The 22,963-nt window shown below is 72.2% G+C and carries 27 protein-coding genes; 22 read left to right on the plus strand and 5 right to left on the minus strand.

The genetic code is table 11. The annotated features are described in order from the left end of the window. Positions 1–123: 123 nt before the first annotated feature. The 8 genes from map to truA all read left to right on the plus strand — a co-directional run bounded on the left by map (position 124) and on the right by truA (position 5,338). Positions 124–960, plus strand: coding sequence for a type I methionyl aminopeptidase (gene map / locus ACJ9NR_RS23915; protein ID WP_412494369.1), 837 nt, complete (start codon positions 124–126; stop codon positions 958–960). 153 nt (positions 961–1,113) lie between these two features. Next, positions 1,114–1,335 (plus strand): translation initiation factor IF-1, encoded by a 222-nt coding sequence (infA, locus tag ACJ9NR_RS23920; RefSeq protein ID WP_003948620.1) that lies wholly within the window; start codon positions 1,114–1,116, stop codon positions 1,333–1,335. 59 nt (positions 1,336–1,394) lie between these two features. Then, a complete protein-coding gene (gene rpmJ, locus ACJ9NR_RS23925) occupies positions 1,395–1,508 on the plus strand; it encodes a 50S ribosomal protein L36 (RefSeq protein WP_003974245.1) in 114 nt (37 codons plus the stop codon). 209 nt (positions 1,509–1,717) lie between these two features. Then, positions 1,718–2,098 (plus strand): 30S ribosomal protein S13, encoded by a 381-nt coding sequence (rpsM, locus tag ACJ9NR_RS23930; RefSeq protein WP_037858429.1) that lies wholly within the window; start codon positions 1,718–1,720, stop codon positions 2,096–2,098. A gap of 70 nt (positions 2,099–2,168) precedes the next feature. Beyond that, complete coding sequence (rpsK, locus tag ACJ9NR_RS23935; protein ID WP_017949643.1) at positions 2,169–2,573, plus strand: 30S ribosomal protein S11; 405 nt, start codon at positions 2,169–2,171, stop codon at positions 2,571–2,573. Positions 2,574–2,722: 149 nt separating this feature from the next. After that, complete coding sequence (locus ACJ9NR_RS23940) at positions 2,723–3,745, plus strand: DNA-directed RNA polymerase subunit alpha (protein WP_412494370.1); 1,023 nt, start codon at positions 2,723–2,725, stop codon at positions 3,743–3,745. Between the two features lie 115 nt (positions 3,746–3,860). Continuing rightward, on the plus strand, positions 3,861–4,355 hold the full coding sequence (gene rplQ, locus ACJ9NR_RS23945) for a 50S ribosomal protein L17 (RefSeq protein ID WP_412494371.1): 495 nt from the start codon (positions 3,861–3,863) through the stop codon (positions 4,353–4,355). 125 nt (positions 4,356–4,480) lie between these two features. Continuing rightward, positions 4,481–5,338: a tRNA pseudouridine(38-40) synthase TruA gene (truA, locus tag ACJ9NR_RS23950; RefSeq protein ID WP_412494372.1), complete on the plus strand. Its 858-nt coding sequence runs from the start codon at positions 4,481–4,483 to the stop codon at positions 5,336–5,338. 3 nt (positions 5,339–5,341) lie between these two features. Here the strand turns inward: truA and ACJ9NR_RS23955 are convergent, their stop codons facing one another. Next, a complete protein-coding gene (locus ACJ9NR_RS23955) occupies positions 5,342–6,223 on the minus strand; it encodes a hypothetical protein (RefSeq protein WP_412494373.1) in 882 nt (293 codons plus the stop codon). 334 nt (positions 6,224–6,557) lie between these two features. On the opposite strand from ACJ9NR_RS23955, the gene rplM reads away from it, so the two are divergent. The 3 genes from rplM (at position 6,558) to glmM (ending at position 9,071) form a co-directional block, all read left to right on the plus strand. Then, positions 6,558–7,001: a 50S ribosomal protein L13 gene (rplM, locus tag ACJ9NR_RS23960; RefSeq protein ID WP_412494374.1), complete on the plus strand. Its 444-nt coding sequence runs from the start codon at positions 6,558–6,560 to the stop codon at positions 6,999–7,001. 42 nt (positions 7,002–7,043) lie between these two features. Further along, on the plus strand, positions 7,044–7,565 hold the full coding sequence (gene rpsI / locus ACJ9NR_RS23965) for a 30S ribosomal protein S9 (protein WP_412494375.1): 522 nt from the start codon (positions 7,044–7,046) through the stop codon (positions 7,563–7,565). 147 nt (positions 7,566–7,712) lie between these two features. Continuing rightward, entirely contained in the window at positions 7,713–9,071 is a 1,359-nt protein-coding gene (glmM, locus tag ACJ9NR_RS23970) for a phosphoglucosamine mutase (protein ID WP_412494376.1), read from the plus strand. An 81-nt stretch (positions 9,072–9,152) separates the two neighbouring features. Here the strand turns inward: glmM and ACJ9NR_RS23975 are convergent, their stop codons facing one another. Then, entirely contained in the window at positions 9,153–10,097 is a 945-nt protein-coding gene (locus ACJ9NR_RS23975; protein ID WP_412494377.1) for a DUF389 domain-containing protein, read from the minus strand. Positions 10,098–10,113: 16 nt separating this feature from the next. Then, the gene (coaA, locus tag ACJ9NR_RS23980; protein ID WP_412494378.1) at positions 10,114–11,082 is read right to left on the minus strand and encodes a type I pantothenate kinase; all 969 of its coding nucleotides are present in this window, start codon (positions 11,080–11,082) and stop codon (positions 10,114–10,116) included. Positions 11,083–11,245: 163 nt separating this feature from the next. On the opposite strand from coaA, the gene glmS reads away from it, so the two are divergent. The 7 genes from glmS (at position 11,246) to ACJ9NR_RS24015 (ending at position 19,235) form a co-directional block, all read left to right on the plus strand. After that, entirely contained in the window at positions 11,246–13,093 is a 1,848-nt protein-coding gene (glmS, locus tag ACJ9NR_RS23985; RefSeq protein WP_412494379.1) for a glutamine--fructose-6-phosphate transaminase (isomerizing), read from the plus strand. Between the two features lie 36 nt (positions 13,094–13,129). Continuing rightward, entirely contained in the window at positions 13,130–13,501 is a 372-nt protein-coding gene (locus ACJ9NR_RS23990; RefSeq protein WP_412494380.1) for a holo-ACP synthase, read from the plus strand. A gap of 160 nt (positions 13,502–13,661) precedes the next feature. Further along, on the plus strand, positions 13,662–15,146 hold the full coding sequence (locus tag ACJ9NR_RS23995; protein WP_412494381.1) for an NAD(P)H-hydrate dehydratase: 1,485 nt from the start codon (positions 13,662–13,664) through the stop codon (positions 15,144–15,146). 760 nt (positions 15,147–15,906) lie between these two features. Further along, the gene (gene alr, locus ACJ9NR_RS24000) at positions 15,907–17,073 is read left to right on the plus strand and encodes an alanine racemase (protein WP_412492976.1); all 1,167 of its coding nucleotides are present in this window, start codon (positions 15,907–15,909) and stop codon (positions 17,071–17,073) included. A 63-nt stretch (positions 17,074–17,136) separates the two neighbouring features. Continuing rightward, complete coding sequence (locus tag ACJ9NR_RS24005) at positions 17,137–18,378, plus strand: alpha/beta fold hydrolase (protein ID WP_412492977.1); 1,242 nt, start codon at positions 17,137–17,139, stop codon at positions 18,376–18,378. Continuing rightward, the gene (gene tsaE, locus ACJ9NR_RS24010; RefSeq protein ID WP_412492978.1) at positions 18,344–18,856 is read left to right on the plus strand and encodes a tRNA (adenosine(37)-N6)-threonylcarbamoyltransferase complex ATPase subunit type 1 TsaE; all 513 of its coding nucleotides are present in this window, start codon (positions 18,344–18,346) and stop codon (positions 18,854–18,856) included. The genes ACJ9NR_RS24005 and tsaE overlap by 35 nt, the downstream gene beginning before the upstream one ends. Positions 18,857–19,070: 214 nt before the next feature. Next, positions 19,071–19,235 (plus strand): hypothetical protein, encoded by a 165-nt coding sequence (locus ACJ9NR_RS24015; RefSeq protein ID WP_412492979.1) that lies wholly within the window; start codon positions 19,071–19,073, stop codon positions 19,233–19,235. A 27-nt stretch (positions 19,236–19,262) separates the two neighbouring features. Here the strand turns inward: ACJ9NR_RS24015 and ACJ9NR_RS24020 are convergent, their stop codons facing one another. Next, a complete protein-coding gene (locus ACJ9NR_RS24020) occupies positions 19,263–19,820 on the minus strand; it encodes a hypothetical protein (protein ID WP_412492980.1) in 558 nt (185 codons plus the stop codon). A 113-nt stretch (positions 19,821–19,933) separates the two neighbouring features. On the opposite strand from ACJ9NR_RS24020, the gene tsaB reads away from it, so the two are divergent. The 4 genes from tsaB to ACJ9NR_RS24040 are packed head-to-tail and all read left to right on the plus strand — an operon-like array spanning position 19,934 to position 22,479. Continuing rightward, positions 19,934–20,590 carry a tRNA (adenosine(37)-N6)-threonylcarbamoyltransferase complex dimerization subunit type 1 TsaB gene (gene tsaB, locus ACJ9NR_RS24025; RefSeq protein ID WP_412492981.1) on the plus strand — a complete coding sequence of 219 codons (657 nt, stop codon included), beginning with the start codon at positions 19,934–19,936 and terminating at the stop codon, positions 20,588–20,590. Beyond that, positions 20,587–21,141, plus strand: a complete 555-nt coding sequence (gene rimI, locus ACJ9NR_RS24030; protein ID WP_412492982.1) for a ribosomal protein S18-alanine N-acetyltransferase — start codon at positions 20,587–20,589, stop codon at positions 21,139–21,141. The genes tsaB and rimI overlap by 4 nt, the downstream gene beginning before the upstream one ends. Next, positions 21,134–22,225 carry a tRNA (adenosine(37)-N6)-threonylcarbamoyltransferase complex transferase subunit TsaD gene (gene tsaD, locus ACJ9NR_RS24035; RefSeq protein ID WP_412492983.1) on the plus strand — a complete coding sequence of 364 codons (1,092 nt, stop codon included), beginning with the start codon at positions 21,134–21,136 and terminating at the stop codon, positions 22,223–22,225. The genes rimI and tsaD overlap by 8 nt, the downstream gene beginning before the upstream one ends. Next, positions 22,222–22,479, plus strand: coding sequence for a hypothetical protein (locus ACJ9NR_RS24040; protein WP_412492984.1), 258 nt, complete (start codon positions 22,222–22,224; stop codon positions 22,477–22,479). The genes tsaD and ACJ9NR_RS24040 overlap by 4 nt, the downstream gene beginning before the upstream one ends. Here ACJ9NR_RS24040 and ACJ9NR_RS24045 read toward each other — a convergent pair. Then, complete coding sequence (locus tag ACJ9NR_RS24045; protein WP_412492985.1) at positions 22,430–22,954, minus strand: hypothetical protein; 525 nt, start codon at positions 22,952–22,954, stop codon at positions 22,430–22,432. The genes ACJ9NR_RS24040 and ACJ9NR_RS24045 overlap by 50 nt on opposite strands. Positions 22,955–22,963: the final 9 nt, after the last annotated feature.

Consider the following 22,963-nt stretch of genomic DNA (forward strand, 5'->3'; position numbering starts at 1 on the left):
GCCCCGGTCACCGACCGGGGCTCTGTCGCATTTCACGCGCGCCTTGGCCGTTTCGGCGTACGCGTGCACCTACGCGTATCCTTGTGCGTCGCGATACCAGTGGCCAGGAGGCGCAAATCCATCATGGTGCAGATCAAGAGCCCCGAGCAGATCGCCAAGATGCGTGAGGCCGGGCTTGTCGTGGCCGCCATCCACGCGGCGACGCGCGAGGCGGCGGTGCCCGGCGCCTCCACCAGGGACCTGGACCAGGTCGCGCGCAAGGTGCTGGCCGAGCACGACGCCAAGCCCAACTTCCTCGGCTACGGCGGCTTCCCCGCCACGATCTGCACCTCCGTCAACGAGGTCGTGGTCCACGGCATCCCCTCCGACGAGGTCGTCCTGAAGGACGGCGACATCATCTCCATCGACTGCGGCGCGATCATCGACGGCTGGCACGGCGACGCGGCGTACACCGCCTTCGTCGGTTCCGGCCACGCCCCGGAGCTGCTCGAGCTCTCCCGGGTCACCGAGGAGTCGATGTGGGCCGGCATCGCGGCGATGAAGCAGGGCAACCGGCTCGTCGACGTCTCCCGCGCCATCGAGACCTACATCCGCCGCCAGCCGAAGCCGGGCGGTGGCAAGTACGGCATCATCGAGGACTACGGCGGCCACGGCATCGGCACCGAGATGCACATGGACCCGCACCTGCTGAACTACGTCGACCGGCGCCGGGGCAAGGGCCCCAAGCTGGTCCCCGGCTTCTGCCTCGCCATCGAGCCGATGGTGTCGCTGGGCACCCCGAAGACCGAGGTCCTCTCCGACGACTGGACGGTCATCACCACCGACGGGACCTGGTCCTCCCACTGGGAGCACTCGGTGGCCCTGACGGAACAGGGCCCCCTGGTCCTCACGGCTCCGGACGGCGGCAAGGCGAAGCTGGCGGAGCACGGGATCGTGGCGGCACCGGACCCTCTTGCTTAAGGATCTCCGTGCCGGGGCAGACTTGCTCGATTCGTCTTTCAGGGTGCGCTGACGTAGACTGACTCGTCGGCTCTCGTGCACCCGCATGTCCGCATGCGTCCCTAAGGGAAAGCAACGGGAGTCGATCAAGGTAGTCGATTCGAAGGGCGAAGCGTGGCCAAGAAGCAAGGTGCCATCGAGATCGAGGGCACTGTCGTCGAGTCTCTGCCGAACGCCATGTTCAAGGTCGAGCTCCAGAACGGCCACCAGGTCCTGGCACACATCAGCGGCAAGATGCGTATGCACTACATCCGCATCCTCCCTGACGACCGGGTCGTGGTGGAGCTGTCTCCGTACGACCTGACGCGTGGCCGGATCGTCTACCGCTACAAGTAGATCTTGCCCGCATCCCGCTCGCGCGGGGTGGTGGCACTGACCCGGAGAACCTCAATCCCATGAAGGTCAAGCCGAGCGTCAAGAAGATCTGCGACAAGTGCAGGGTGATCCGCCGTCACGGTCGGGTCATGGTCATCTGCGACAACCCGCGCCACAAGCAGCGCCAGGGCTGACGCACGACCGATCCCTCTGCTCACCTCGCAGAGATTCGCGCGACGCAAGCTGAATATGTTCATACGCAGGACCCGGACACCGGCAGGTGCCCGACACCCCCGGCTCGGAGGCCGGGGACCCAGTCCGTACCAAATCTTCGGAACAGAAGAGGCCGGCGGCCGGGAGGCGGTTCTGCGGAAGACCTCCGAAGATCACCAGGAGCCATTGAATGGCACGCGTTTCCGGTGTCGACATCCCGCGCGAAAAGCGCGTGGAGGTTGCGCTCACCTACGTGTTCGGCATCGGCCGGACCCTCTCGCAGCAGACGCTGGCTGCCACCGGCGTCGACCCGAACACCCGCGTCCGCGACCTCTCCGAGGAGCAGCTCGTCGCGATCCGCGAGTACGTCGACAACAACATCAAGACCGAGGGTGACCTCCGTCGCGAGATCCAGGCCGACATCCGCCGCAAGGTCGAGATCGGCTGCTACCAGGGTCTGCGTCACCGCCGCGGTCTGCCTGTCCGTGGTCAGCGCACCAGCACCAACGCCCGCACCCGCAAGGGCCCGCGTCGCGCCATCGCCGGCAAGAAGAAGCCGGGCAAGAAGTAGTCCTCGGCGGACAACGCTTCATCAGCGGTCTTCGCTGTAGGACCGACCACCTCCCCGTAGGAGTTAGCAGATGCCCCCCAAGGGACGTCAGGGCGCCGTCAAGAAGGTGCGCCGCAAGGAAAAGAAGAACGTCGCTCACGGCCACGCGCACATCAAGAGCACGTTCAACAACACGATCGTCTCGATCACGGACCCGTCCGGCAACGTGATCTCCTGGGCCTCCGCCGGCCACGTCGGCTTCAAGGGCTCGCGGAAGTCCACGCCGTTCGCCGCGCAGATGGCCGCCGAGTCGGCCGCCCGGCGCGCCCAGGAGCACGGCATGCGCAAGGTCGATGTGTTCGTGAAGGGCCCGGGTTCCGGCCGTGAGACCGCGATCCGTTCGCTGCAGGCGACCGGTCTCGAGGTCGGCTCCATCCAGGACGTCACCCCGACCCCGCACAACGGCTGCCGTCCGCCGAAGCGCCGCCGCGTCTGACGCACGGCTGTTTCAGGGCTTCTCGGGCGGTACGGCTCCTTGAACGGGCCGTATCGCCCGTACCCTTGCAGTACCCGCACTTCTCACGGGTGCGGTTTCCGTCGGACGTCAAATAGCGGGCGTCCACGAAAGAAGGATCTGATCCACACATGCTGATCGCTCAGCGTCCCTCGTTGACCGAAGAGGTCGTCGACGAGTTCCGGTCCCGGTTCGTGATCGAGCCGCTGGAGCCGGGCTTCGGTTACACCCTCGGCAACTCCCTGCGCCGTACCCTGCTGTCCTCGATCCCGGGTGCCGCCGTCACGTCCATCCGCATCGACGGCGTCCTGCACGAGTTCACCACCGTGCCGGGCGTCAAGGAGGACGTCACCGACCTGATCCTCAACATCAAGCAGCTGGTCGTCTCCTCCGAGCACGACGAGCCGGTCGTGATGTACCTGCGCAAGCAGGGTCCGGGTCTGGTCACCGCCGCCGACATCGCGCCCCCGGCCGGTGTCGAGGTGCACAACCCCGACCTGGTCCTGGCCACGCTCAACGGCAAGGGCAAGCTGGAGATGGAGCTGACGGTCGAGCGCGGCCGCGGTTACGTCTCCGCCGTGCAGAACAAGCAGGTGGGCCAGGAGATCGGCCGTATCCCGGTGGACTCCATCTACTCGCCGGTGCTGAAGGTCACGTACAAGGTCGAGGCGACCCGTGTCGAGCAGCGCACCGACTTCGACAAGCTGGTCGTCGACGTCGAGACCAAGCAGGCGATGCGTCCGCGTGACGCCATGGCCTCGGCCGGCAAGACCCTGGTGGAGCTGTTCGGTCTCGCGCGCGAGCTGAACATCGACGCCGAGGGCATCGACATGGGCCCGTCCCCCACGGACGCCGCCCTCGCCGCCGACCTGGCGCTGCCGATCGAGGAGCTCGAGCTCACCGTCCGCTCCTACAACTGCCTCAAGCGCGAGGGCATCCACTCGGTGGGCGAGCTCGTCGCCCGCTCCGAGGCCGACCTGCTCGACATCCGCAACTTCGGTGCGAAGTCGATCGACGAGGTCAAGGCGAAGCTGGCCGGCATGGGCCTGGCCCTGAAGGACAGCCCGCCCGGATTCGACCCCACGGCCGCCGCCGACGCCTTCGGCGCCGACGACGACGCGGACGCCGGGTTCGTCGAGACCGAGCAGTACTGAGTCTTCCGCTTCCGGGGTCCGCGTCGGTGGGCCCCGGATCTCCGACGGGCAACCGCCCGCTCGGATACTGACCCCGGTACCTGACACGGCCGGGGCAGACACACAGGAGAAAGAAATGCCGAAGCCCACCAAGGGTGCCCGTCTGGGCGGCAGCGCCGCGCACGAGAAGCTGCTCCTCGCGAACCTCGCGAAGGCGCTCTTCGAGCACGGCCGGATCACCACCACCGAGGCGAAGGCCCGCCGCCTGCGCCCGTACGCCGAGCGTCTGGTCACCAAGGCGAAGAAGGGCGACCTTCACAACCGCCGCCAGGTGCTGCAGGTCATCACGGACAAGAGCGTCGTGCACACGCTCTTCACCGAGATCGGCCCGCGCTACGAGAACCGTCCGGGTGGCTACACCCGCATCACCAAGATCGGTAACCGCCGTGGCGACAACGCGCCCATGGCCGTCATCGAGCTGGTGGAGGCGCTGACGGTCGCGCAGCAGGCGACCGGCGAGGCCGAGGCCGCCACCAAGCGTGCGGTCAAGGAGACCGAGGAGGCCAAGGTCGAGGAGACCAAGGCCGACGAGGCCGTCGAGGACGCGAAGCCGGAGGCCGAGGAGGCGTAAGCCCTCCTTCGGCCGCCGGTCCGCAGTGGCTGGTCGCGCAGTTCCCCGCGCCCCTGAAGGGGCGCGGCAGTGGGCCCGTTCCTTCTCTGGACGGGCCCACTTGCCGTTCCTGAGAGGATCTCCGTGTGAGTGACGAAGTGCAGCCCGGTCACGTCCGTGTCCGTCTCGATCTCTCCTACGACGGGAGCGAGTTCTCCGGGTGGGCCAAGCAGGCCGGGGGACGACGGACCGTGCAGGGGGAGATCGAGGACGCGCTGCGTACCGTCACACGGTCGGGGGGGACGACGTACGAGCTGACCGTGGCCGGGCGGACCGACGCCGGGGTGCACGCCCGCGGTCAGGTCGCCCATGTCGACCTGCCGCGGGAGGTCTGGGGCGCGCACCACGACAAGCTGCTCAAGCGGCTCGCCGGCCGGCTGCCCAGGGACGTGCGGGTGTGGGCCCTCAGGGAGGCGCCCAGCGGCTTCGACGCACGCTTCTCGGCGGTCTGGCGGCGGTACGCCTACCGCGTCACCGACAACCCCGGCGGGGTGGACCCGCTGCTGCGGAACCACGTCCTCTGGCACGACTGGCCCCTGGACGTCGACGCCATGAACGAGGCCGCCGAGCACCTGCTGGGGGAGCACGACTTCGCCGCCTACTGCAAGAAGCGGGAGGGCGCGACCACCATCCGCACGCTGCAGCGGCTGAGCCTGGTGCGCGGGGACGACGGGATCATCACCGCGACCGTGCGGGCCGACGCCTTCTGCCACAACATGGTGCGCTCGCTGATCGGGGCGCTGCTGTTCGTGGGGGACGGGCACCGGGCGCCGGACTGGCCAGGCAAGGTGCTCGCCGCCGGCGTACGGGATTCGGCCGTCCATGTCGTACGGCCGCACGGGCTGACCCTGGAGGAGGTCGGCTACCCGGCGGACGACCTGCTCGCCGCGCGCAGCAGGGAGGCGCGCAACAAGCGGTCGCTGCCGGGTGCCGGCTGCTGCTGACCGCTACCCGGCCGCCGCGGCCGAGGCCTGCGCCTCGCCGCGCCTGCGGATCTGGCTGAAGGCGAACTCGGCCAGGTCGTCGCCGGCCTTGAACACCTGGGTGTCCGCCTTCGTGACGTCCTTGCCGTTGGTGAAGCCGGCGGTGGTGAAGTAGGCGTAGCGGCCGTAGGAGTTGGTCGTCGTGCGGCAGGTCGCGGAGTTGCAGAAGGGCTTCACGCCCTTGCCCGGGAGGGCCTGCACGAGGCTCTTGTCGTCGGCCTGGCCCTTGGCCGCGGTGGCCCGGGCCTCGGTGTCGAAGACGGCCACGCCGACGGTCACCGCCACGCCGCCCCTGACGTAGCTCACGCGCAGCAGGCGGGTGCACTTGCCGGCGGTGAGGACCTTCGGGAGGGTGCCCGCGGCGGCGGAGGCGCAGTTGCGGGTGTCGGCCGTCGCGCCCTTCTTGTACACGGTCGAGCCGATGGTCAGCTGGGTGCCCGGGAAGAGGGTCTCCGCGCTGAGCGGGGCCGTGTCCTTGGCCTTGCTGGAGATGAACTCCTTCGGGTCCAGCGGGGGCGGGGCGCTGGTCGGCGCGAAGGACGGGGCCGTCGCGCTGCTGCTGGGGATGGAGCCGCTGGCCGGCACGTTGCCGGGGTTTCCGGACGCCTTGTCGTCGCCGTTCGCCGACACCACGGCCATGGCGACGGCGGTGCCTATCGCGACGGTGGCGAGCACGCCGCCGCCGATGAACAGCAGCCGGCGCCTCCTGTTGCGTGCCTCGGACGCCTCCGCCAGCGCCGCCCAGTCCGGAGTCCGGCTGTCCCCGCCGCCGTTCCACGGCTGCTGGGAGTTTGGTTTCCAGGGGTCCCACTGGGACGGGGGTCCCCCCTGCTGCCCGTAGCTCATGGGGCGCATCTTAGACGGGGGGCGACAGGTGCCGGTGTGGCTCCGGCGGGCTGCCCGGGGACCTTTCCGGCACTGCCGTACATTGTGTGGCCGGGGAACGGGGCGGCGGGTGCGACCGGGCTCGTTTTGACCCTTCCGGGTGCGCCCCGGTATCCTGCTTCTTCGTTGTGTATTGGCTTGCTCATTCTCACGGGACGGGCCCTTACACCGGTCCACCGGGCCGATGACCAGCGACCCCACTACGCGGTATGCGTCGCCGCCGTGCGGTCCAGGCTGTCGTGATCGTTTCGGTGACCTGTTCAGGACCATTCACTCGAAGCGAAGGCTACGAACCGTGCGTACGTACAGCCCCAAGCCCGGCGATGTGACGCGCCAGTGGCATGTCATCGACGCCCAGGACGTTGTCCTGGGCCGTCTCGCCACCACCGCCGCGTCCCTCCTGCGGGGCAAGCACAAGCCGATCTACGCCCCCCACGTCGACACCGGTGACTTCGTCATCATCATCAACGCCGACAAGGTGCACCTGTCCGGCAACAAGCGGACTCAGAAGATGGCGTACCGCCACTCCGGCTACCCGGGTGGTCTGCGCTCCGTGCGTTACGACGAGCTGCTCGACAAGAACCCCGAGAAGGCGGTCGAGAAGGCCGTCAAGGGCATGCTCCCCAAGAACTCCCTGGGCCGTCAGATGCTCACCAAGCTGAAGGTCTACTCGGGCGACCAGCACCCGCACGCTGCCCAGCAGCCGGTGCCGTTCGAGATCACCCAGGTCGCGCAGTAAGTCCGGCCACCCCCTAAGACTGAAGAGAATCTGAGGAGCATCGTGGCCGAGACCACCGTCGAGACGCCCGTCGAGGGCGAAGAGATCGTCGACATCGAGAGCTACACCACCGAGTCCGACGCGCCCGTCGAGGGCGAGTACACGTCGGAGTCCATGGCGTCCCGCTTCGGCGACCCGCAGCCGGCCGCCGGTCTGGGGCGCCGCAAGAACGCCATCGCCCGCGTCCGGATCGTCCCGGGCTCCGGCAAGTGGAAGATCAACGGTCGCACCCTTGAGGACTACTTCCCCAACAAGGTGCACCAGCAGGAAGTCAACGAGCCCTTCAAGGTGCTCGAGCTCGAGGGCCGCTACGACGTCATCGCCCGCATCGCGGGTGGCGGTGTCTCCGGCCAGGCCGGTGCGCTCCGTCTGGGTGTCGCCCGCGCGCTGAACGAGGCCGACGTCGACAACAACCGCGGCCCGCTCAAGAAGGCCGGCTTCCTCAAGCGCGACGACCGTGCGGTCGAGCGCAAGAAGGCCGGTCTGAAGAAGGCCCGCAAGGCTCCGCAGTACAGCAAGCGCTAAGCCTTCGCTGTCCTGCGACAATCGCCCCGGCGCACGGTTGTGCGACCGGGGCGGTTCGTTTACACAACCCCTACCGTCCCCGGACAGTCTCAGGGGATGTACCCGGGAGTGAGCCGCACTCTCTTCAGCAATTCGGAGGACGACACAGTGGGACGACTCTTCGGCACGGACGGCGTGCGTGGCGTCGCCAACGCGGACCTGACGGCGGAGATGGCGCTCGGCCTCTCCGTGGCCGCGGCGCACGTACTCGCCGAGGCGGGCACCTTCGAGGGCCACCGGCCGAGGGCGGTCGTCGGACGGGACCCGCGCGCGTCCGGGGAGTTCCTGGAGGCCGCCGTGGTCGCGGGCCTCGCCAGTGCCGGCGTGGACGTCCTGCGCGTGGGCGTGCTGCCGACGCCCGCGGTGGCGTACCTCACCGGCGCGCTCGGCGCCGACCTCGGCGTGATGCTCTCCGCGAGCCACAACGCCATGCCCGACAACGGCGTCAAGTTCTTCGCCCGCGGCGGCCACAAGCTCGCCGACGAGCTCGAGGACCGGATCGAGGCCGTGTACGAGTCGCACCGGCACGGCGAGCCCTGGTCGCGCCCCACGGGCGCGGGCGTGGGACGCGTGCGGTCCTACGACGAGGGGTTCGACCAGTACGTCGCCCACCTCGTCGCCGTGCTGCCGAACCGGCTGGACGGGCTGAGGATCGTCCTCGACGAGGCGCACGGCGCGGCCGCGCGGGTCTCGCCCGAGGCGTTCTCGCGGGCCGGCGCCGAGGTGATCACGATCGGCGCCGAGCCGGACGGGCTGAACATCAACGACGGCTGCGGCTCGACCCATCTGGACCAGCTGAAGGCCGCCGTCGTCGAGCACGGGGCGCACCTCGGCATCGCGCACGACGGCGACGCCGACCGCTGCCTCGCCGTGGACCACACCGGCGCGGAGATCGACGGCGACCAGATCCTGGCCGTGCTCGCGCTGGCCATGCGGGAGCGCTCCGCGCTGCGCTCGGACACGGTGGTCGCCACGGTGATGTCCAACCTGGGCTTCAAGCTGGCGCTGGAGCGCGAGGGGCTGCGGCTGATCCAGACCGCGGTCGGTGACCGGTACGTCCTGGAGGAGATGAAGGAGCACGGGTACGCGCTCGGCGGCGAGCAGTCCGGGCACGTGATCATCCTGGACCACGCGACCACCGGTGACGGCACGCTGACGGGGCTGATGCTGGCCGCCCGGGTCGCGGAGACCGGACGGTCGCTGCGGGAACTGGCGGCCGTGATGGAGCGGTTGCCGCAGGTGCTGATCAACGTGCCGGACGTGGACAGGTCGCGGGTGCGGACCTCCGCGGAGCTGGCCGCCGCGGTGGGCGACGCGGAGCGTGAACTCGGCTCCACGGGGCGGGTGTTGCTGCGGCCTTCGGGTACGGAGCCGTTGGTCCGGGTGATGGTCGAGGCGGCGGACATCGACCAGGCGCGGTCCGTCGCCGGGCGGCTCGCCGACGCGGTGAAGTCGGCGCTGGGTTAGGACTCCGCCGGGTTCGGGGCGGGGACCCGCGCGTCGCGGGCCGCGGGTTCTCCGTGGCTTGCCGCGCGGTTCCCCGCCTCCCTAAGGCTCCCTCCCCTGAGGCGCCGTGCGCTGACGTCTCCAGAAGTACTTCTGGGCGCCGAGCGTGCCGATGCCCGCGAGGACGATGCCGAGCAGGTTCAGCAGGAGCTGGTTGGTGGAGCCGACCGTCTGGGAGGTGTCGCCGTAGGCGAGGGCCACGGCGGCGTTGGCGGCGGCCGGGACGGTGGTCACCGAGATGGCGACTCCCACCAGGGCGCCCGACTTGGCCGAGGTCAGCGAGAGCGTGCCCGCGATGCCGGCCAGTACGGCCACGACGAACGAGAAGGCGTCGGGCGCGTACACGAACGCCGTGTTGGGGCGGGCGCCCTCGAGGTCGGACTTGTGGAACTGCCCGATGGCGTCCATGAACAGACTGAAGCCGACCGTCACCAGCATCGCCGCCGCGAAGCCGACCAGCAGCGCGGTCAGCGAGCGCAGCGCGAGCCGTGGGTGGCGCCGCACCACCGCGGTGCTGATGCCCGCCAGCGGACCGAACTCCGGGCCCACCGCCATCGCGCCCACGATCAGGATCGCGTTGTCGAGCACGACACCGCAGGCCGCGATCATCGTGGCCAGCGTGATGAAGGCGACGTAGGTGACCGACAGGGTCGACTCCTCGTGGGTCGCCTCCGTCAGCCCCTCCCACAGCACCGCGTCCGCGCCCTCGCCGGGCGCCTCCTGCTCGGCCTTGTCGGCCCGGCGCGACAGGCTCAGGCCGACGTCGTCGACGGCGATCGAGCCCGTCCTGTCGAGGCCCAGCGCCCTGAGACCGCCGATGAGCGGGTCCCCCGCCTCGCGGGCGACGTCGCACAGCACCAGGTCGCCCACCGGGTTGCGGGCGGCGCCGGGCAGCACGACCAGGTGCGCGGTGCCGGCCGTCCGCTCGATCAGGCGGACCACGTCGTCGGTCGTGCCGGACGGCGTGATCAGGCGCAGGTGCAGCATGGGGGCAGGTTAGCGGTCACAGTTTGCGCAGGCTGAGCCGCTGGACCTTGTGGTCCGGGCCCTTGCGCAGGACCAGGGTGGCCCGGCCGCGGGTGGGCGCGATGTTCTCCACCAGATTGGGCTTGTTGATGGTGCGCCACATCGTGCGGGCGTAGTCGAGGGCCTCGTCCTCGGAGACCTGCGTGTACTTGCGGAAGTACGAGGACGGGTTCTGGAAGGCCGTCTCGCGCAGCTTGCGGAAGCGGTTGAGGTACCAGCGCTCGATGTCCTCGGCGCGGGCGTCGACGTAGACGCTGAAGTCGAAGTAGTCGGCGAGGCCGACGCGGGTGCGGCCGTCCTTGCCGGGGAGCGCGGGCTGCAGGACGTTCAGGCCCTCGACGATGAGGATGTCGGGGCGGCGGACGGTGAGCCTGCGGTCCGGGACGATGTCGTAGATCAGGTGGGAGTAGACCGGGGCGGTCACCTCGTCCTTGCCGGCCTTGATGTCGGCGACGAAGCGGGTGAGGGCGCGGCGGTCGTAGGACTCGGGGAAGCCCTTGCGCGACATCAGGCCGCGGGCCCGCAGTTCCCTGGTGGGCAGCAGGAAGCCGTCCGTGGTCACCAGTTCCACGCGCGGGTGCTCGGGCCAGCGGGAGAGCAGGGCGCGCAGCAGGCGGGCGACGGTGGACTTGCCCACCGCCACGGAGCCGGCGACTCCTATGACGAAGGGAGTGCCGGACTGGGAGCCCTGCTCGCCGAGGAACGTGTTCAGGGCGCCTCTGAGGCCGTCCGTGGCGCCGACGTAGAGGTTGAGCAGCCGCGACAGCGGGAGGTAGATGTCCCGCACCTCGTCGAGGTCGATCACGTCGCCGAGGCCACGCAGCTTCTCGACCTCCTCCGCGGTGAGCGGCAGCGGCGTCTTCTCGCGCAGCGCGCTCCACTCGGCTCGGGTGAGGTCGACGTAGGGAGTCGCCTCCGGCCTGGGCCGGTGGGCGCTCCGGGGCATCGGGGAGACCGGAGAGATCACATTCCATTGTTAACGGAGTGGGGACCCGTCGGCGGGTGGGCTGTGTCACGTCGGCCCGCCGTTGTCGTACGACAGTGGGAATTTCCGATTTCGGGCACGCAGCGCCTCTTTCCGGCGGGCGCTGGACCGTAGGCTGCGGCGCATGTGCGGAATCGTGGGTTACGTGGGGCCGCAGTCTGCGCTCGAGGTCGTCATGGCCGGGCTGAAGCGGCTGGAGTACCGGGGCTACGACTCGGCGGGTGTCGCGGTGATCGCGGACGGCGGGCCGGCGGCCGCGAAGAAGGCCGGCAAGCTGGTCAACCTGGAGAAGGAGCTGCTGGAGCGGCCGCTGCCGACCGGGGGCACCGGGATCGGGCACACCCGGTGGGCCACGCACGGGGGACCCACGGACGCGAACGCGCACCCGCACCTGGACAACGCGGGACGGGTCGCCGTCGTGCACAACGGGATCATCGAGAACTTCGCGGCGCTGCGGGCCGAGCTGGCCGAGCGCGGCCACCACCTGGTCTCCGAGACCGACACCGAGGTCGTGGCCCATCTGCTCGCGGAGGAGTTCTCCGCGACGGCCGACCTGGCGGAGGCGATGCGGCTGGTGTGCCGGCGGCTCCAGGGGGCGTTCACCCTGGTCGCCGCGCACGCGGACGCGCCGGACGTGGTGGTGGGGGCGCGGCGGAACTCGCCGCTGGTGGTGGGGGTCGGGGACGGTGAGGCCTTCCTCGCCTCGGACGTCGCCGCGTTCATCGCGCACACCCGGTCGGCGCTCGAGCTGGGGCAGGACCAGGTGGTCGAGCTGCGGCGGGACGGCGTGACGGTGACCGGCTTCGACGGGCGGCCCGCCGACGCCCGGCCCTACCACGTCGACTGGGACGCGTCGGCCGCGGAGAAGGGCGGCCACGACTACTTCATGCTCAAGGAGATCGCCGAGCAGCCCAAGGCGGTCGCCGACACGCTGCTGGGACGCATCGACGCGGGCGGCTCGCTGACCCTGGACGAGGTGCGGATCCCCGCCGGGGTGCTGCGGGAGGTCGACAAGGTCGTCGTGGTCGCGTGCGGTACGGCCTTCCACGCCGGGATGATCGCCAAGTACGCCATCGAGCACTGGACGCGGATCCCCTGCGAGGTGGAGCTGGCGAGCGAGTTCCGCTACCGGGACCCGATCCTGGGGCCGCGCTCGCTGGTGATCGCGATCTCGCAGTCCGGGGAGACCATGGACACGCTGATGGCCGTGCGGCACGCCCGTGAACAGGGCTCCCGTGTGCTGGCGATCTGCAACACCAACGGCTCGACGATCCCGCGCGAGTCGGACGCCGTGCTCTACACCCACGCCGGGCCCGAGGTCGCCGTCGCCTCGACCAAGGCGTTCCTGACGCAGCTGGTCGCCTGCTATCTCGTCGCGCTGTACCTCGGCCAGGTGCGCGGCACCCAGTGGGGCGACGAGATCGGGGCCGTCATCCGCGACCTGTCGCACATCTCCGGCGCCGTCGAGCGGGTGCTCGGGACCATGGAGCCGGTACGGGCGCTGGCGCGCTCGCTCGCCACCGAGGACACGGTGCTGTTCCTCGGGCGGCACGTCGGCCATCCGGTCGCGCTGGAGGGCGCGCTGAAGCTCAAGGAGCTCGCGTACATGCACGCCGAGGGCTTCGCGGCGGGGGAGCTGAAGCACGGCCCGATCGCGCTGATCGAGGAGGGCATGCCGGTCGTGGTGGTCGTGCCGTCGCCGCGGGGCCGGTCCGTGCTGCACGACAAGGTCGTCTCCAACATCCAGGAGATCCGGGCCCGCGGGGCGCGCACCATCGTGATCGCGGAGGAGGGTGACGAGGCGGTCGTCCCGTACGCCGACCACCTGATCCGCATTCCGGCCACGCCGACCCTCCTGCAGCCCCTGGTGGCCACGGTCCCGCTCCAGGTGTTCGCCTGCGAACTGGCGACGGCGCGGGGCAACGAGGTGGACCAGCCGCGCAACCTGGCCAAGTCGGTGACGGTGGAGTGACCTCGCCCGCGGTGATCTCCTCGTAGGGTGCTCGCCATGAGCATCATCGGCGTCGGGATCGACGTGGCGGAGATCGAGCGGTTCGAGGCGTCGCTGGAGCGGACGCCCGGGATGGCGCGACGGCTGTTCGTCGAGCGTGAGCTGCTGCTGCCCGGCGGTGGGCGCCGGGGCGTCGCCTCGCTGGCCGCGCGCTTCGCCGCGAAGGAGGCGCTGGCCAAGGCGCTCGGGGCGCCGGCCGGCCTGCTCTGGACGGACGCCGAGGTGTACGTCGAGGACAGCGGGCAGCCGCGGCTGCGGGTGAAGGGCACGGTGGCGGCCAGGGCGGCGGAGCTGGGCGTGCGGGCCTGGCACGTGTCGCTCAGCCATGACGCGGGGGTCGCCTCGGCCGTGGTGGTCGCCGAGGGGTGACCCTTCGGCGCGCGGGACGACGGCCACCGTGCCGACGCCCTTCGCCCCGAGCTCGCCCTATCCCCGTCCCGCGTCCCGTCCCGTCTCCCGTCCCGAGGGGCTCCCCGCCCCGGCCGGGCGGGGGTGCGCCCCGGGCCCGGATCGGGGCAGACTCGACCGCATGCGTACTGCCTACAGCGTGGAGACGGTAAGGACGGCCGAGCGTGCGCTGATGGCGCGGCTCCCGGAGGGGGCGCTGATGCAGCGCGCCGCCGCCGGGCTGGCCGCCGCCTGCGCCGGGTTGCTCGGGCGGGTGTACGGCAGCCGGGTCGTGCTGCTCGTCGGGAGCGGCGACAACGGGGGCGACGCCCTGTACGCGGGCGCCCGGCTGGCCCGGCGCGGGGCGGGGGTCGCCGCCGTGCTGCTCGCGCCCGAACGGGCCCACGCCGCGGGGCTCGCGGCGCTGCTGCGGGCCGGCGGGCGGGCCCTCGGCGCGGACGCGGACGCGGGCCGGGGCGCCGGCGCCGCCGCGGCGGCCGGTGTCGGCGCCGTGGAAGAGGCGATCCTGCGGGCCGATCTCGTCGTCGACGGCATCGTGGGGATCGGCGGCAAGGGCGGACTGCGGCCCGAGGCCGCGCGGTTGGCGGCCTGCGCCGCCGAGTCCCGGGCCGCCGTGGTCGCCGTGGACCTGCCGAGCGGCGTCGACGCCGACACCGGGGAGGTGCACGGTGAGGCCGTACGCGCCGACCTCACCGTCACCTTCGGCACGCACAAGCCGGGGCTGCTGATCGACCCCGCGCGCGAGTACGCCGGTTCCGTGCGGCTCGTCGGCATCGGGCTGGACGGCGAGCTGCCCGACGAGCCCGAGCTGGAGGCGCTGCAGCACGCGGACGTGGCCCGGCTGCTGCCGGCACCGGCCGCCGAGAGCGACAAGTACCGGCGCGGCGTCGTGGGCATCGCCGCCGGGTCCGCCCGCTACCCGGGTGCCGCCGTGCTCGCCGTGTCCGGGGCGCTGCGGGGCGGGGCGGGGGCCGTGCGGTACGTCGGGCCCGCCGGGGACGCGGTGATCTCCCGGTTCCCCGAGACGCTCGTGTCGGACCAGGGCCCGAAGCACGCCGGGCGGGTGCAGGCGTGGGTCGTGGGGCCCGGCGCCGGGGACGACGCGTCCGCCGTGGGGGAGGTGCTCTCCTCCGACGTGCCCGTGCTCATCGACGCGGACGGCCTGCGGCTCGCCGACGCCGCTGCCGTACGGGCCCGTACGGCACCCACCCTGATGACTCCGCACGCGGGCGAGGCCGCCGCCCTGCTGGGCGTCTCGCGGGAGACCGTCGAGGGCGCGCGTCTGACCTGGGCGCGCGAACTCGCCTCGCGGTACGGGGCGACCGTGCTCCTCAAGGGCTCGACCACCCTCGTCGCCGACGCGCGGGGCGGCGCCGTACGGGTGAACGCCACGGGCACGCCGTGGCTGGCCACGGCCGGAAGCGGCGACGTGCTGTCGGGCCTGGCCGGATCCCTCCTGGCGGCCGGGCTCCGGGCCCGGGACGCGGGAAGCGTGGCGGCGTACCTGCACGGCCTGGCGGGACGCTACGCGGCGGACGGCGCCCCGGCGGGCGCCCACGACGTGGCGGAGGCGATTCCGGCGGCCTGGAGGGATGTGCGGGACTGAGGGGACTGAGGGGACCGGCGGGACTCAAGGGCACTGACGGGACCGGGGGCGCCGGCGGGGCCGGCGGGCCGGCGTACCCGCCGCGTCTGCGGGACCGTCGGTCACTGGCGTGGCTGATGGATCTGTCAGGACTGATCGGGCTGAGGGGGACCCGCAGGGCTGACGGGACACACGGCCTGGCGGGTCGTCTGGCCCCTCGCGGGCCTTGGGAGATCTGCGGGACTGAGGGGGTCGGCGGGCCTGACGTAGCCGATGGGTCTGACGTGGGCGGTGGGTCTGACGTGGGCGGTGGGTCTGACGTGGGCGGTGGGTCTGACGTGGGCGGTGGGTCTGACGTGGGCGGTGGGTCTGACGTGGGCGGTGGGTCTGACGTGGGCGGTGGGTCTGACGTGGGCGGTGGGTCTGACGTGGGCGGTGGGTCTGACGTGGGCGGTGGGTCTGACGTGGGCGGTGGGTCTGACGTGGGCGGTGGGTCTGACGTGGGCGGTGGGTCTGACGTGGGCGGTGGGTCTGACGTGGGCGGTGGGTCTGACGTGGGCGGTGGGTCTGACGCAGCCGATGGGGCTGACGCGGCCGGTGACGTGGCCGATGGGGCTGACGCGCCCGGTGGGTCTGACGCGCCCGGTGGGCCTGACACCGCCGGCCGGGCTCACGGGAGAGGTGGGTGACAGGTCCGCGGGAGGTGTCGCTCCAGCTCGTGGCGGTTCCATGGGGCCGGTGCGACCGGGCTGTCCGGCCCCTCTGCGACACTGGTGGCGTCATGACTGAGACAGCCGCCCCGACCGCGCCCCTGCGCGCCCGTGCCGAGATCGACCTGGGCGCGCTGCGCGCCAACGCGCGGGCCCTGCGCGCGCGGGCGCCGGGCGCCGCCCTCATGGCCGTGGTGAAGTCCGACGCGTACGGCCACGGCGCCGTGCCGTGCGCGCGGGCGGCCGTCGAGGCGGGGGCCGCCTGGCTGGGCACCGCCACGCCCGAGGAAGCGCTCGCGCTGCGGGCCGCCGGGCTGCCCGGACGCGTCATGTGCTGGCTGTGGACGCCGGGCGGACCCTGGCGGGAGGCCGTCGAGGCCGACATCGACGTGTCGGTGAGCGGCATGTGGGCTCTGGTGGAGGTCACCCGGGCCGCCCGCCGGGCGGGTCTGCCCGCGCGCGTGCAGCTCAAGGCCGACACCGGCCTGGGGCGGGGCGGCTGCCAGCCCGGCGAGGACTGGACCGAGCTGGTCGCGGCGGCCCTGCGGGCCGAGGCCGAGGGGCTGATCCGCGTCACCGGCCTCTGGTCGCACCTCGCCTGCGCCGACGAGCCCGGTCACCCCTCCATCGCCCGCCAGCTGACCCGCTTCCGGGAGATGCTCGGGTACGCCGAGGGCCAGGGGGTGCGCCCCGAGGTGCGGCACATCGCCAACTCGCCCGCCACGCTCACCCTCCCCGAGGCCCACTTCGACCTCGTACGCACCGGGATCGCGCTCTACGGCATCTCGCCGAGCCCCGAGGTCGGCACCCCGGCGGACTTCGGGCTGCGGCCGGTGATGACCCTGTCGGCGTCCCTCGCGCTGGTGAAGCACGTCCCGGGGGGTCACGGCGTCAGTTACGGGCATCACTACATCACCCCCGGCGAGACCACCCTCGGACTCGTGCCCGTCGGATACGCCGACGGCGTCCCGCGGCACGCCTCCGGCTCGGGCCCGGTGCTGGTCGGCGGGAAGTGGCGGACGGTGGCGGGACGGGTGGCGATGGACCAGTTCGTCGTCGACCTCGGCGGTGACGAGCCCGCGGCCGGCGCCGAGGCGGTCCTCTTCGGGCCCGGCGACCGCGGCGAGCCCACCGCGGAGGACTGGGCCCAGGCGGCCGGAACCATCGCCTACGAAATCGTCACACGGATCGGAACACGCGTTCCGCGCGTCTATGTGAACGAGGAACAAAGCGGGTAACCCGCACAGTGGCCCGGCGACCCGGGAGAAACGCGACAGCAGTCCGGCGAGAAGGAGCGGTACGTGAGCGAGAGCAGTGCCGAGGCCGTCACGGCCCTCGCGTCCGCCACGGGGGTGGCCGGAGGCTGGCGCAGGGCCACGGGCGTCGCCGGCACCGCGATAGGCGTGGTGGCCGCGGGTGCCGCGGCCGGTGTCGCCATCGAGCGGCTCACCGTCGGCCGCGGCATGCGCAGGAAGGCCCGGCTGGCCCTCGACTCGGCGGGGCCGTACGGGTCGCTGCGCGGCACCCCCGGCAAGGCCACGGCCGACGACGGCACGGAGCTGTACTACGAGGTCGACGACGTCGACCCCGAGGCCGTGCCCGCGCTCGGACCGCGCCGCCGGCGGCTGTTCGGGCGGAAGGCGCCCGCTCCCGTCACCGTCGTCTTCAGTCACGGCTACTGCCTCAGCCAGGACTCCTGGCACTTCCAGCGCGCGGCCCTGCGGGGCGTCGTCCGGACGGTCCACTGGGACCAGCGCAGTCACGGCCGTTCCGGGCGGGGCGTGCGGCAGGCACAGGACGGCACGGCGGTCAGCATCGACCAGCTGGGGCGCGATCTGAAGGCCGTCATCGACGCCGCCGCGCCCGAGGGGCCGATCGTGCTCGTCGGGCACTCCATGGGCGGGATGACGATGATGGCGCTGGCCGACCAGTACCCCGCGCTCGTCCGGGACCGGGTCGCCGCCGTGGCGCTCGTGGGTACGTCGTCCGGGCGACTCGGCGAGGTCAACTTCGGGCTGCCCGTGGCCGGCGTCAACGCCGTGCGCCGCGTCCTGCCCGGAGTGCTGAAGGCGCTCGGCACGCAGGCCGCGCTGGTGGAGAAGGGGCGCCGGGCGACCGCCGACCTGTTCGCCGGGGTCATCAAGCGGTACTCCTTCGCCTCGCGCGACGTCGACCCGGCGGTGGCGCGGTTCGCCGAGCGGATGATCGAGGGCACGCCGATCGACGTGGTCGCCGAGTTCTACCCGGCCTTCACCGACCACGACAAGACGGAGGCGCTCGGGTACTTCGCGGACCTGCCGGTGCTGGTGCTCGCCGGGATCGGCGACCTGGTCACGCCCAGTGAGCACAGCGAGGCCATCGCCGACCTGCTGCCCGAGGCGGAACTGGTGCTGGTGCCCGACGCCGGGCATCTGGTCATGCTGGAACACCCGGAAGTGGTCACCGACCGGCTGGCCGACCTCCTCACCCGTGCGGGTGCGGTTCCCGCAGGGGCTACCGTGGGTGGCTATGGAAGCACCAGCAGCACCGCACAACCCGGTTGAGACCGAGCTGACCGTCACCTCTCCCGAACAGATGCGCGACCTGGGTCGCCGCCTGGCCAAACTGCTGCGCGCCGGCGATCTCGTGATGCTCAACGGCGAGCTCGGTGCGGGCAAGACGACACTCACGCGCGGGCTCGGCGAGGGGCTCGGCGTCCGGGGCGCGGTGACCTCGCCGACCTTCGTGATCGCCCGGGTGCACCCGTCGCTGGGCGACGGCCCGCCGCTCGTGCACGTCGACGCCTACCGCCTGTCCGGCGGACTGGACGAGATGGAGGACCTCGACCTCGACGTCTCGCTGCCCGACTCGGTGATCGTCGTGGAGTGGGGCGAGGGCAAGGTCGAGGAGCTGACCGAGGACCGGCTCAACGTCGTCGTCCACCGGGCCGTGGGGGACACCACGGACGAGGTACGGCACGTGACGGTGACCGGGCTCGGCGCGCGCTGGTCGGCGGTGGACCTGAGCGTCCTGTCCTCCTGAGCCCCTGGCCCGCACCGCGGACCGGGACCGGCCGCGCCGTCCGCCCGCGGCCGCGGGTCCGCCGGGAAGCCGCAGGCGGCGGCACCTGTCCCGGAAGGTTCCGACGAGACGTCGGCAAGCTGTTGCGTTCTCCGTCCCGCGCGTGGTCACATGGTACCCAGTTCGTAGTTAGGTCTACCTAACTACGCCCGCCCCCGGTCCTCAGGAGGCGTCCGTGCCGGCCACCGAGAGCAGCGAGCAGCAGCAGAAGCCCTACGCCGTCGTCGCCGGTGTGTCCATGAGCGATCTGCTGGCGTCGTGCGCCGCGGCGAGCGCGGTCTCGACCCCGCCGCGGCTGCCGGACCCCGGCGCGGCGCCCCGGCGGCCGGAAGCCGCGTAGAAGCCGCGCAGAAGCCGCCTGCAAGCCTCAGGGAATCACGGCGACCTGCGCGCCGATCGTCGCGAACTCCCACATCGCCGTGCCGTCCTCGCGGGACTCGCGGATGCCGCCCGTGCGCACGCCGGGGTCGGTGACGTGGGCGGACTTCTTCCCGACCGCCGCGCTGAAGCCGACGGCCACGCCGTCGACGTCGGCGAAGCGCACCACGTGCTCGATGGGGACGCCGTCGGTGCCGATGACCGAGTTCGAGCGGGACGTGACCCGGTAGACGCCGGGCGCCGGGTCGACGCTGCCCGGGGTGACCCGGAAGCTGCGGGTGACCTCGTTGCGCCTGCCCACCAGCCAGACGCGGTGGCCGTGCACCGAGTACACGACGCGTTCCCCGACGCCGGAGCCGGCGGGCGGGACGTCCGGCCGCACCGCGCCGCGGGGTGCCGCGGAGGCGACGGCCGCCGGTGAGGCGCTCGCCCGCGGCCTGGCGAGGGCGGCCGGGACGGTCGCGCGGGCCTGGTAGCCGAGGAGGCCGACCGCCGCGAGGGCTGCCGCGGTGAGCCCGAACACGAATCCGGAGCTGCTGCTTGGCACCGTCGCCCACCTGACCCATCACGTCGTACGCCGTACTTGCGGCGACCGTAGCAGCCTTCACCCGCCCGACCGGGGCGGCGATACCGGAGGCGCGGGAGCCGTAGGCTGTTCGCGTGCTCTTGCTCGCTCTGGATACCGCAACCCCCGCCGTGACCGTCGCCCTGCACGACGGCTCGGACGTCATCGCCTCCTCGAGCCAGGTGGACGCGCGCCGGCACGGAGAGCTGCTGCTGCCGGCCGTCGACCGGGTGCTCGCCGAGGCGGGCCTCAGGCTCGACGCCGTCACCGGCGTCGTCGTGGGCGTCGGTCCCGGCCCGTACACCGGGCTGCGCGTGGGACTGATGACCGCGGACACCTTCGGGCTCGCGCTCGGCGTCCCCGTGCACGGCGTGTGCACGCTCGACGGCCTGGCGTACGCGTCCGGCATCGCCGACGGCCCGTTCGTCGTGGCGACCGACGCCCGGCGCAAGGAGGTCTACTGGGCGCGTTACGCCGACTCCCGCACCCGTCTGACCGACCCGGCCGTCGACCGGCCCGCCGACATCGCGGACGAGGTGGCCGGAATGCCCGCCGTCGGCGCGGGCGCGCTGCTGTACCCCGGCACCTTCCCCGAGGCGCACGAGCCGGAGCACGTCTCGGCCGCCGCGCTGGCGGGCCTGGCCGCCGAGCGGCTGGAGCGGGGCGAGGAACTGCCCGCGCCCCGGCCGCTGTACCTGCGCCGGCCGGACGCCCAGGTCCCCAGGAACTACAAGGTGGTCACCCCCAAGTGACCGGACCCGTGAACCCTCGGCTGCGCGAGATGCGCTGGTGGGACATCGACCCCGTGCTCGAGCTGGAGAAGGACCTCTTCCCCGAGGACGCCTGGTCCCGGGGCATGTTCTGGTCCGAGCTGGCCCACGCGCGCGGGCCCGAGGCGACGCGCCGCTACCTCGTCGCCGAGGACGGCGACCGCCTGGTCGGGTACGCGGGCGTCGCCGTGTCGGGCACCGCGTCCGACAGCGGCTCCGCCACGGGCGCCGACATCCAGACCATCGCCGTCGCCCGCGACCACTGGGGCACGGGGCTCGGCGGGCTGCTGCTGACCGAGCTGCTGAAGGCCGCCACCGCCTTCGAGTGCACCGAAGTGATGCTGGAGTGCCGGATCGACAACATCCGCGCCCAGAAGCTGTACGAGCGCTTCGGCTTCGAGGCCATCGGCTTCCGGCGCGGCTACTACCAGCCGGGCAACGTGGACGCCCTGGTCATGCGACTGACCACAGAGTCCGACGGCGGCTCCGCCGCGGGCGCGACCTCCGTACAAGGAACCGAGATCAATGGCTGACGAACCACTCGTCCTCGGCATCGAGACCTCCTGCGACGAGACCGGCGTCGGCATCGTCCGCGGCACCACCCTGCTCGCGGACGCCGTCGCGTCCAGCGTCGACGAGCACGCCCGCTTCGGCGGCGTCGTCCCGGAGGTCGCCTCCCGCGCCCATCTCGAGGCGATGGTGCCGACGATCGACCGCGCGCTGACGGAGGCGGGGGTCGCCGCGCGTGACCTGGACGGCATCGCGGTCACCGCCGGTCCCGGGCTCGCCGGCGCCCTGCTGGTCGGGGTGTCGGCGGCGAAGGCGTACGCCTACGCCCTCGGCAAGCCCCTCTACGGCGTCAACCACCTGGCGTCCCACATCTGTGTGGACCAGCTGGAGCACGGCCCGCTGCCCGAGCCGACCATGGCGCTGCTGGTGTCCGGCGGGCACAGCTCCCTGCTGCTGTCGAGCGACATCACCTCGGACGTGCGGCCCCTGGGCGCGACCATCGACGACGCGGCCGGCGAGGCCTTCGACAAGATCGCGCGCGTGCTCGACCTCGGCTTCCCCGGCGGCCCGGTCATCGACCGGTACGCGCGCGAGGGCGACCCGGAGGCGATCGCGTTCCCGCGCGGCCTGACCGGCCCGCGCGACCCGGTCTACGACTTCTCCTTCTCCGGCCTGAAGACGTCCGTGGCCCGCTGGATCGAGGCCAGGAGGGCGGCGGGGGAGGAGGTGCCGGTGCGTGACGTGGCGGCGTCCTTCCAGGAGGCGGTCGTCGACGTGCTGACCCGCAAGGCCGTACGGGCCTGCAAGGACGAGGGCGTCGACCACCTGATGATCGGCGGCGGCGTGGCCGCCAACTCCCGGCTGCGGACGCTCGCGCAGGAGCGCTGCGAGGCCGCCGGGATCCGGCTGCGGGTGCCGCGGCTGAAGCTGTGCACCGACAACGGCGCCATGGTGGCGGCGCTCGGCGCGGAGATGGTCGCCCGGGGCCGTGTACCGTCGAGCTGGGACCTGTCGGCGGACTCCTCGCTGCCGGTGACCGACCCGCACGTGCCCGGGTCCGGCCACGACCGCGTGCACGAGGTCAGCAAGGAGAACCTCTACTCGTGACGGTCGCGCTGATGTGGGAGGCACGGGCGGCCGAGGGCCGGGGCGCGGAACTGCTGGCCTGGGCGCGCGGACAGGAGCTGCCGGCCGCCCCCTCGCGCCGGGAGACCTTCCACGCGCCGGGCGACCGCGTCCTCGTCGTCACCTGGTGGGACGCGGCCTACGACGCCGAGCTGCCCGAACTGCCGGAACCCGAGGGCGACCTGGTCACCCGGCCGGTGCATCGGTGGCGGTTCGAGTCGACGGGGGCCGAGTGACGGGGCAGTAGGACAGCCGGTTGGGATCGGCCGGGTCGTGGCCCAGCCACAGACGCCGGCCGTTCCTGCGCTCCCAGCGGGCGCCCACCGCGGCCTTGGCGAGCCAGTCCAGGGACAGCGCCAGGGCCACCAGCAGCACCGACGGCAGCCCCAGCAGGCCGATGGCCACGCTCGGCAGCAGGAACAGCGAGAAACGCAGCGCCTTGCGCAGCGTGTGGTCGCGCCCGGCCGGCCGGCCGCCCGGCAGCGGGACCGCCGCCTCGAACTCCCGGACGTCCCCGACCCACTTGAGCCGGGAGGAGCGCAACCGCGCCGAGAGGGCGAGGAACGCGAGCGCGGCGACGGCCACCCACGCCACCGTTCCCGCCCGCACCGACGCGCCGCCCACGACCCGGACACCCACCGCTGCTCCGGCCGCCGCGGCGGTCAGCAGGGCGACGGCGGCCATCAGCTCGTGGCGCACGTACCGGATCATCGCAACCCC

Origin of the sequence: Streptomyces sediminimaris (assembly GCF_047049295.1) — a bacterium.
Lineage (GTDB): Bacteria > Actinomycetota > Actinomycetes > Streptomycetales > Streptomycetaceae > Streptomyces > Streptomyces sediminimaris.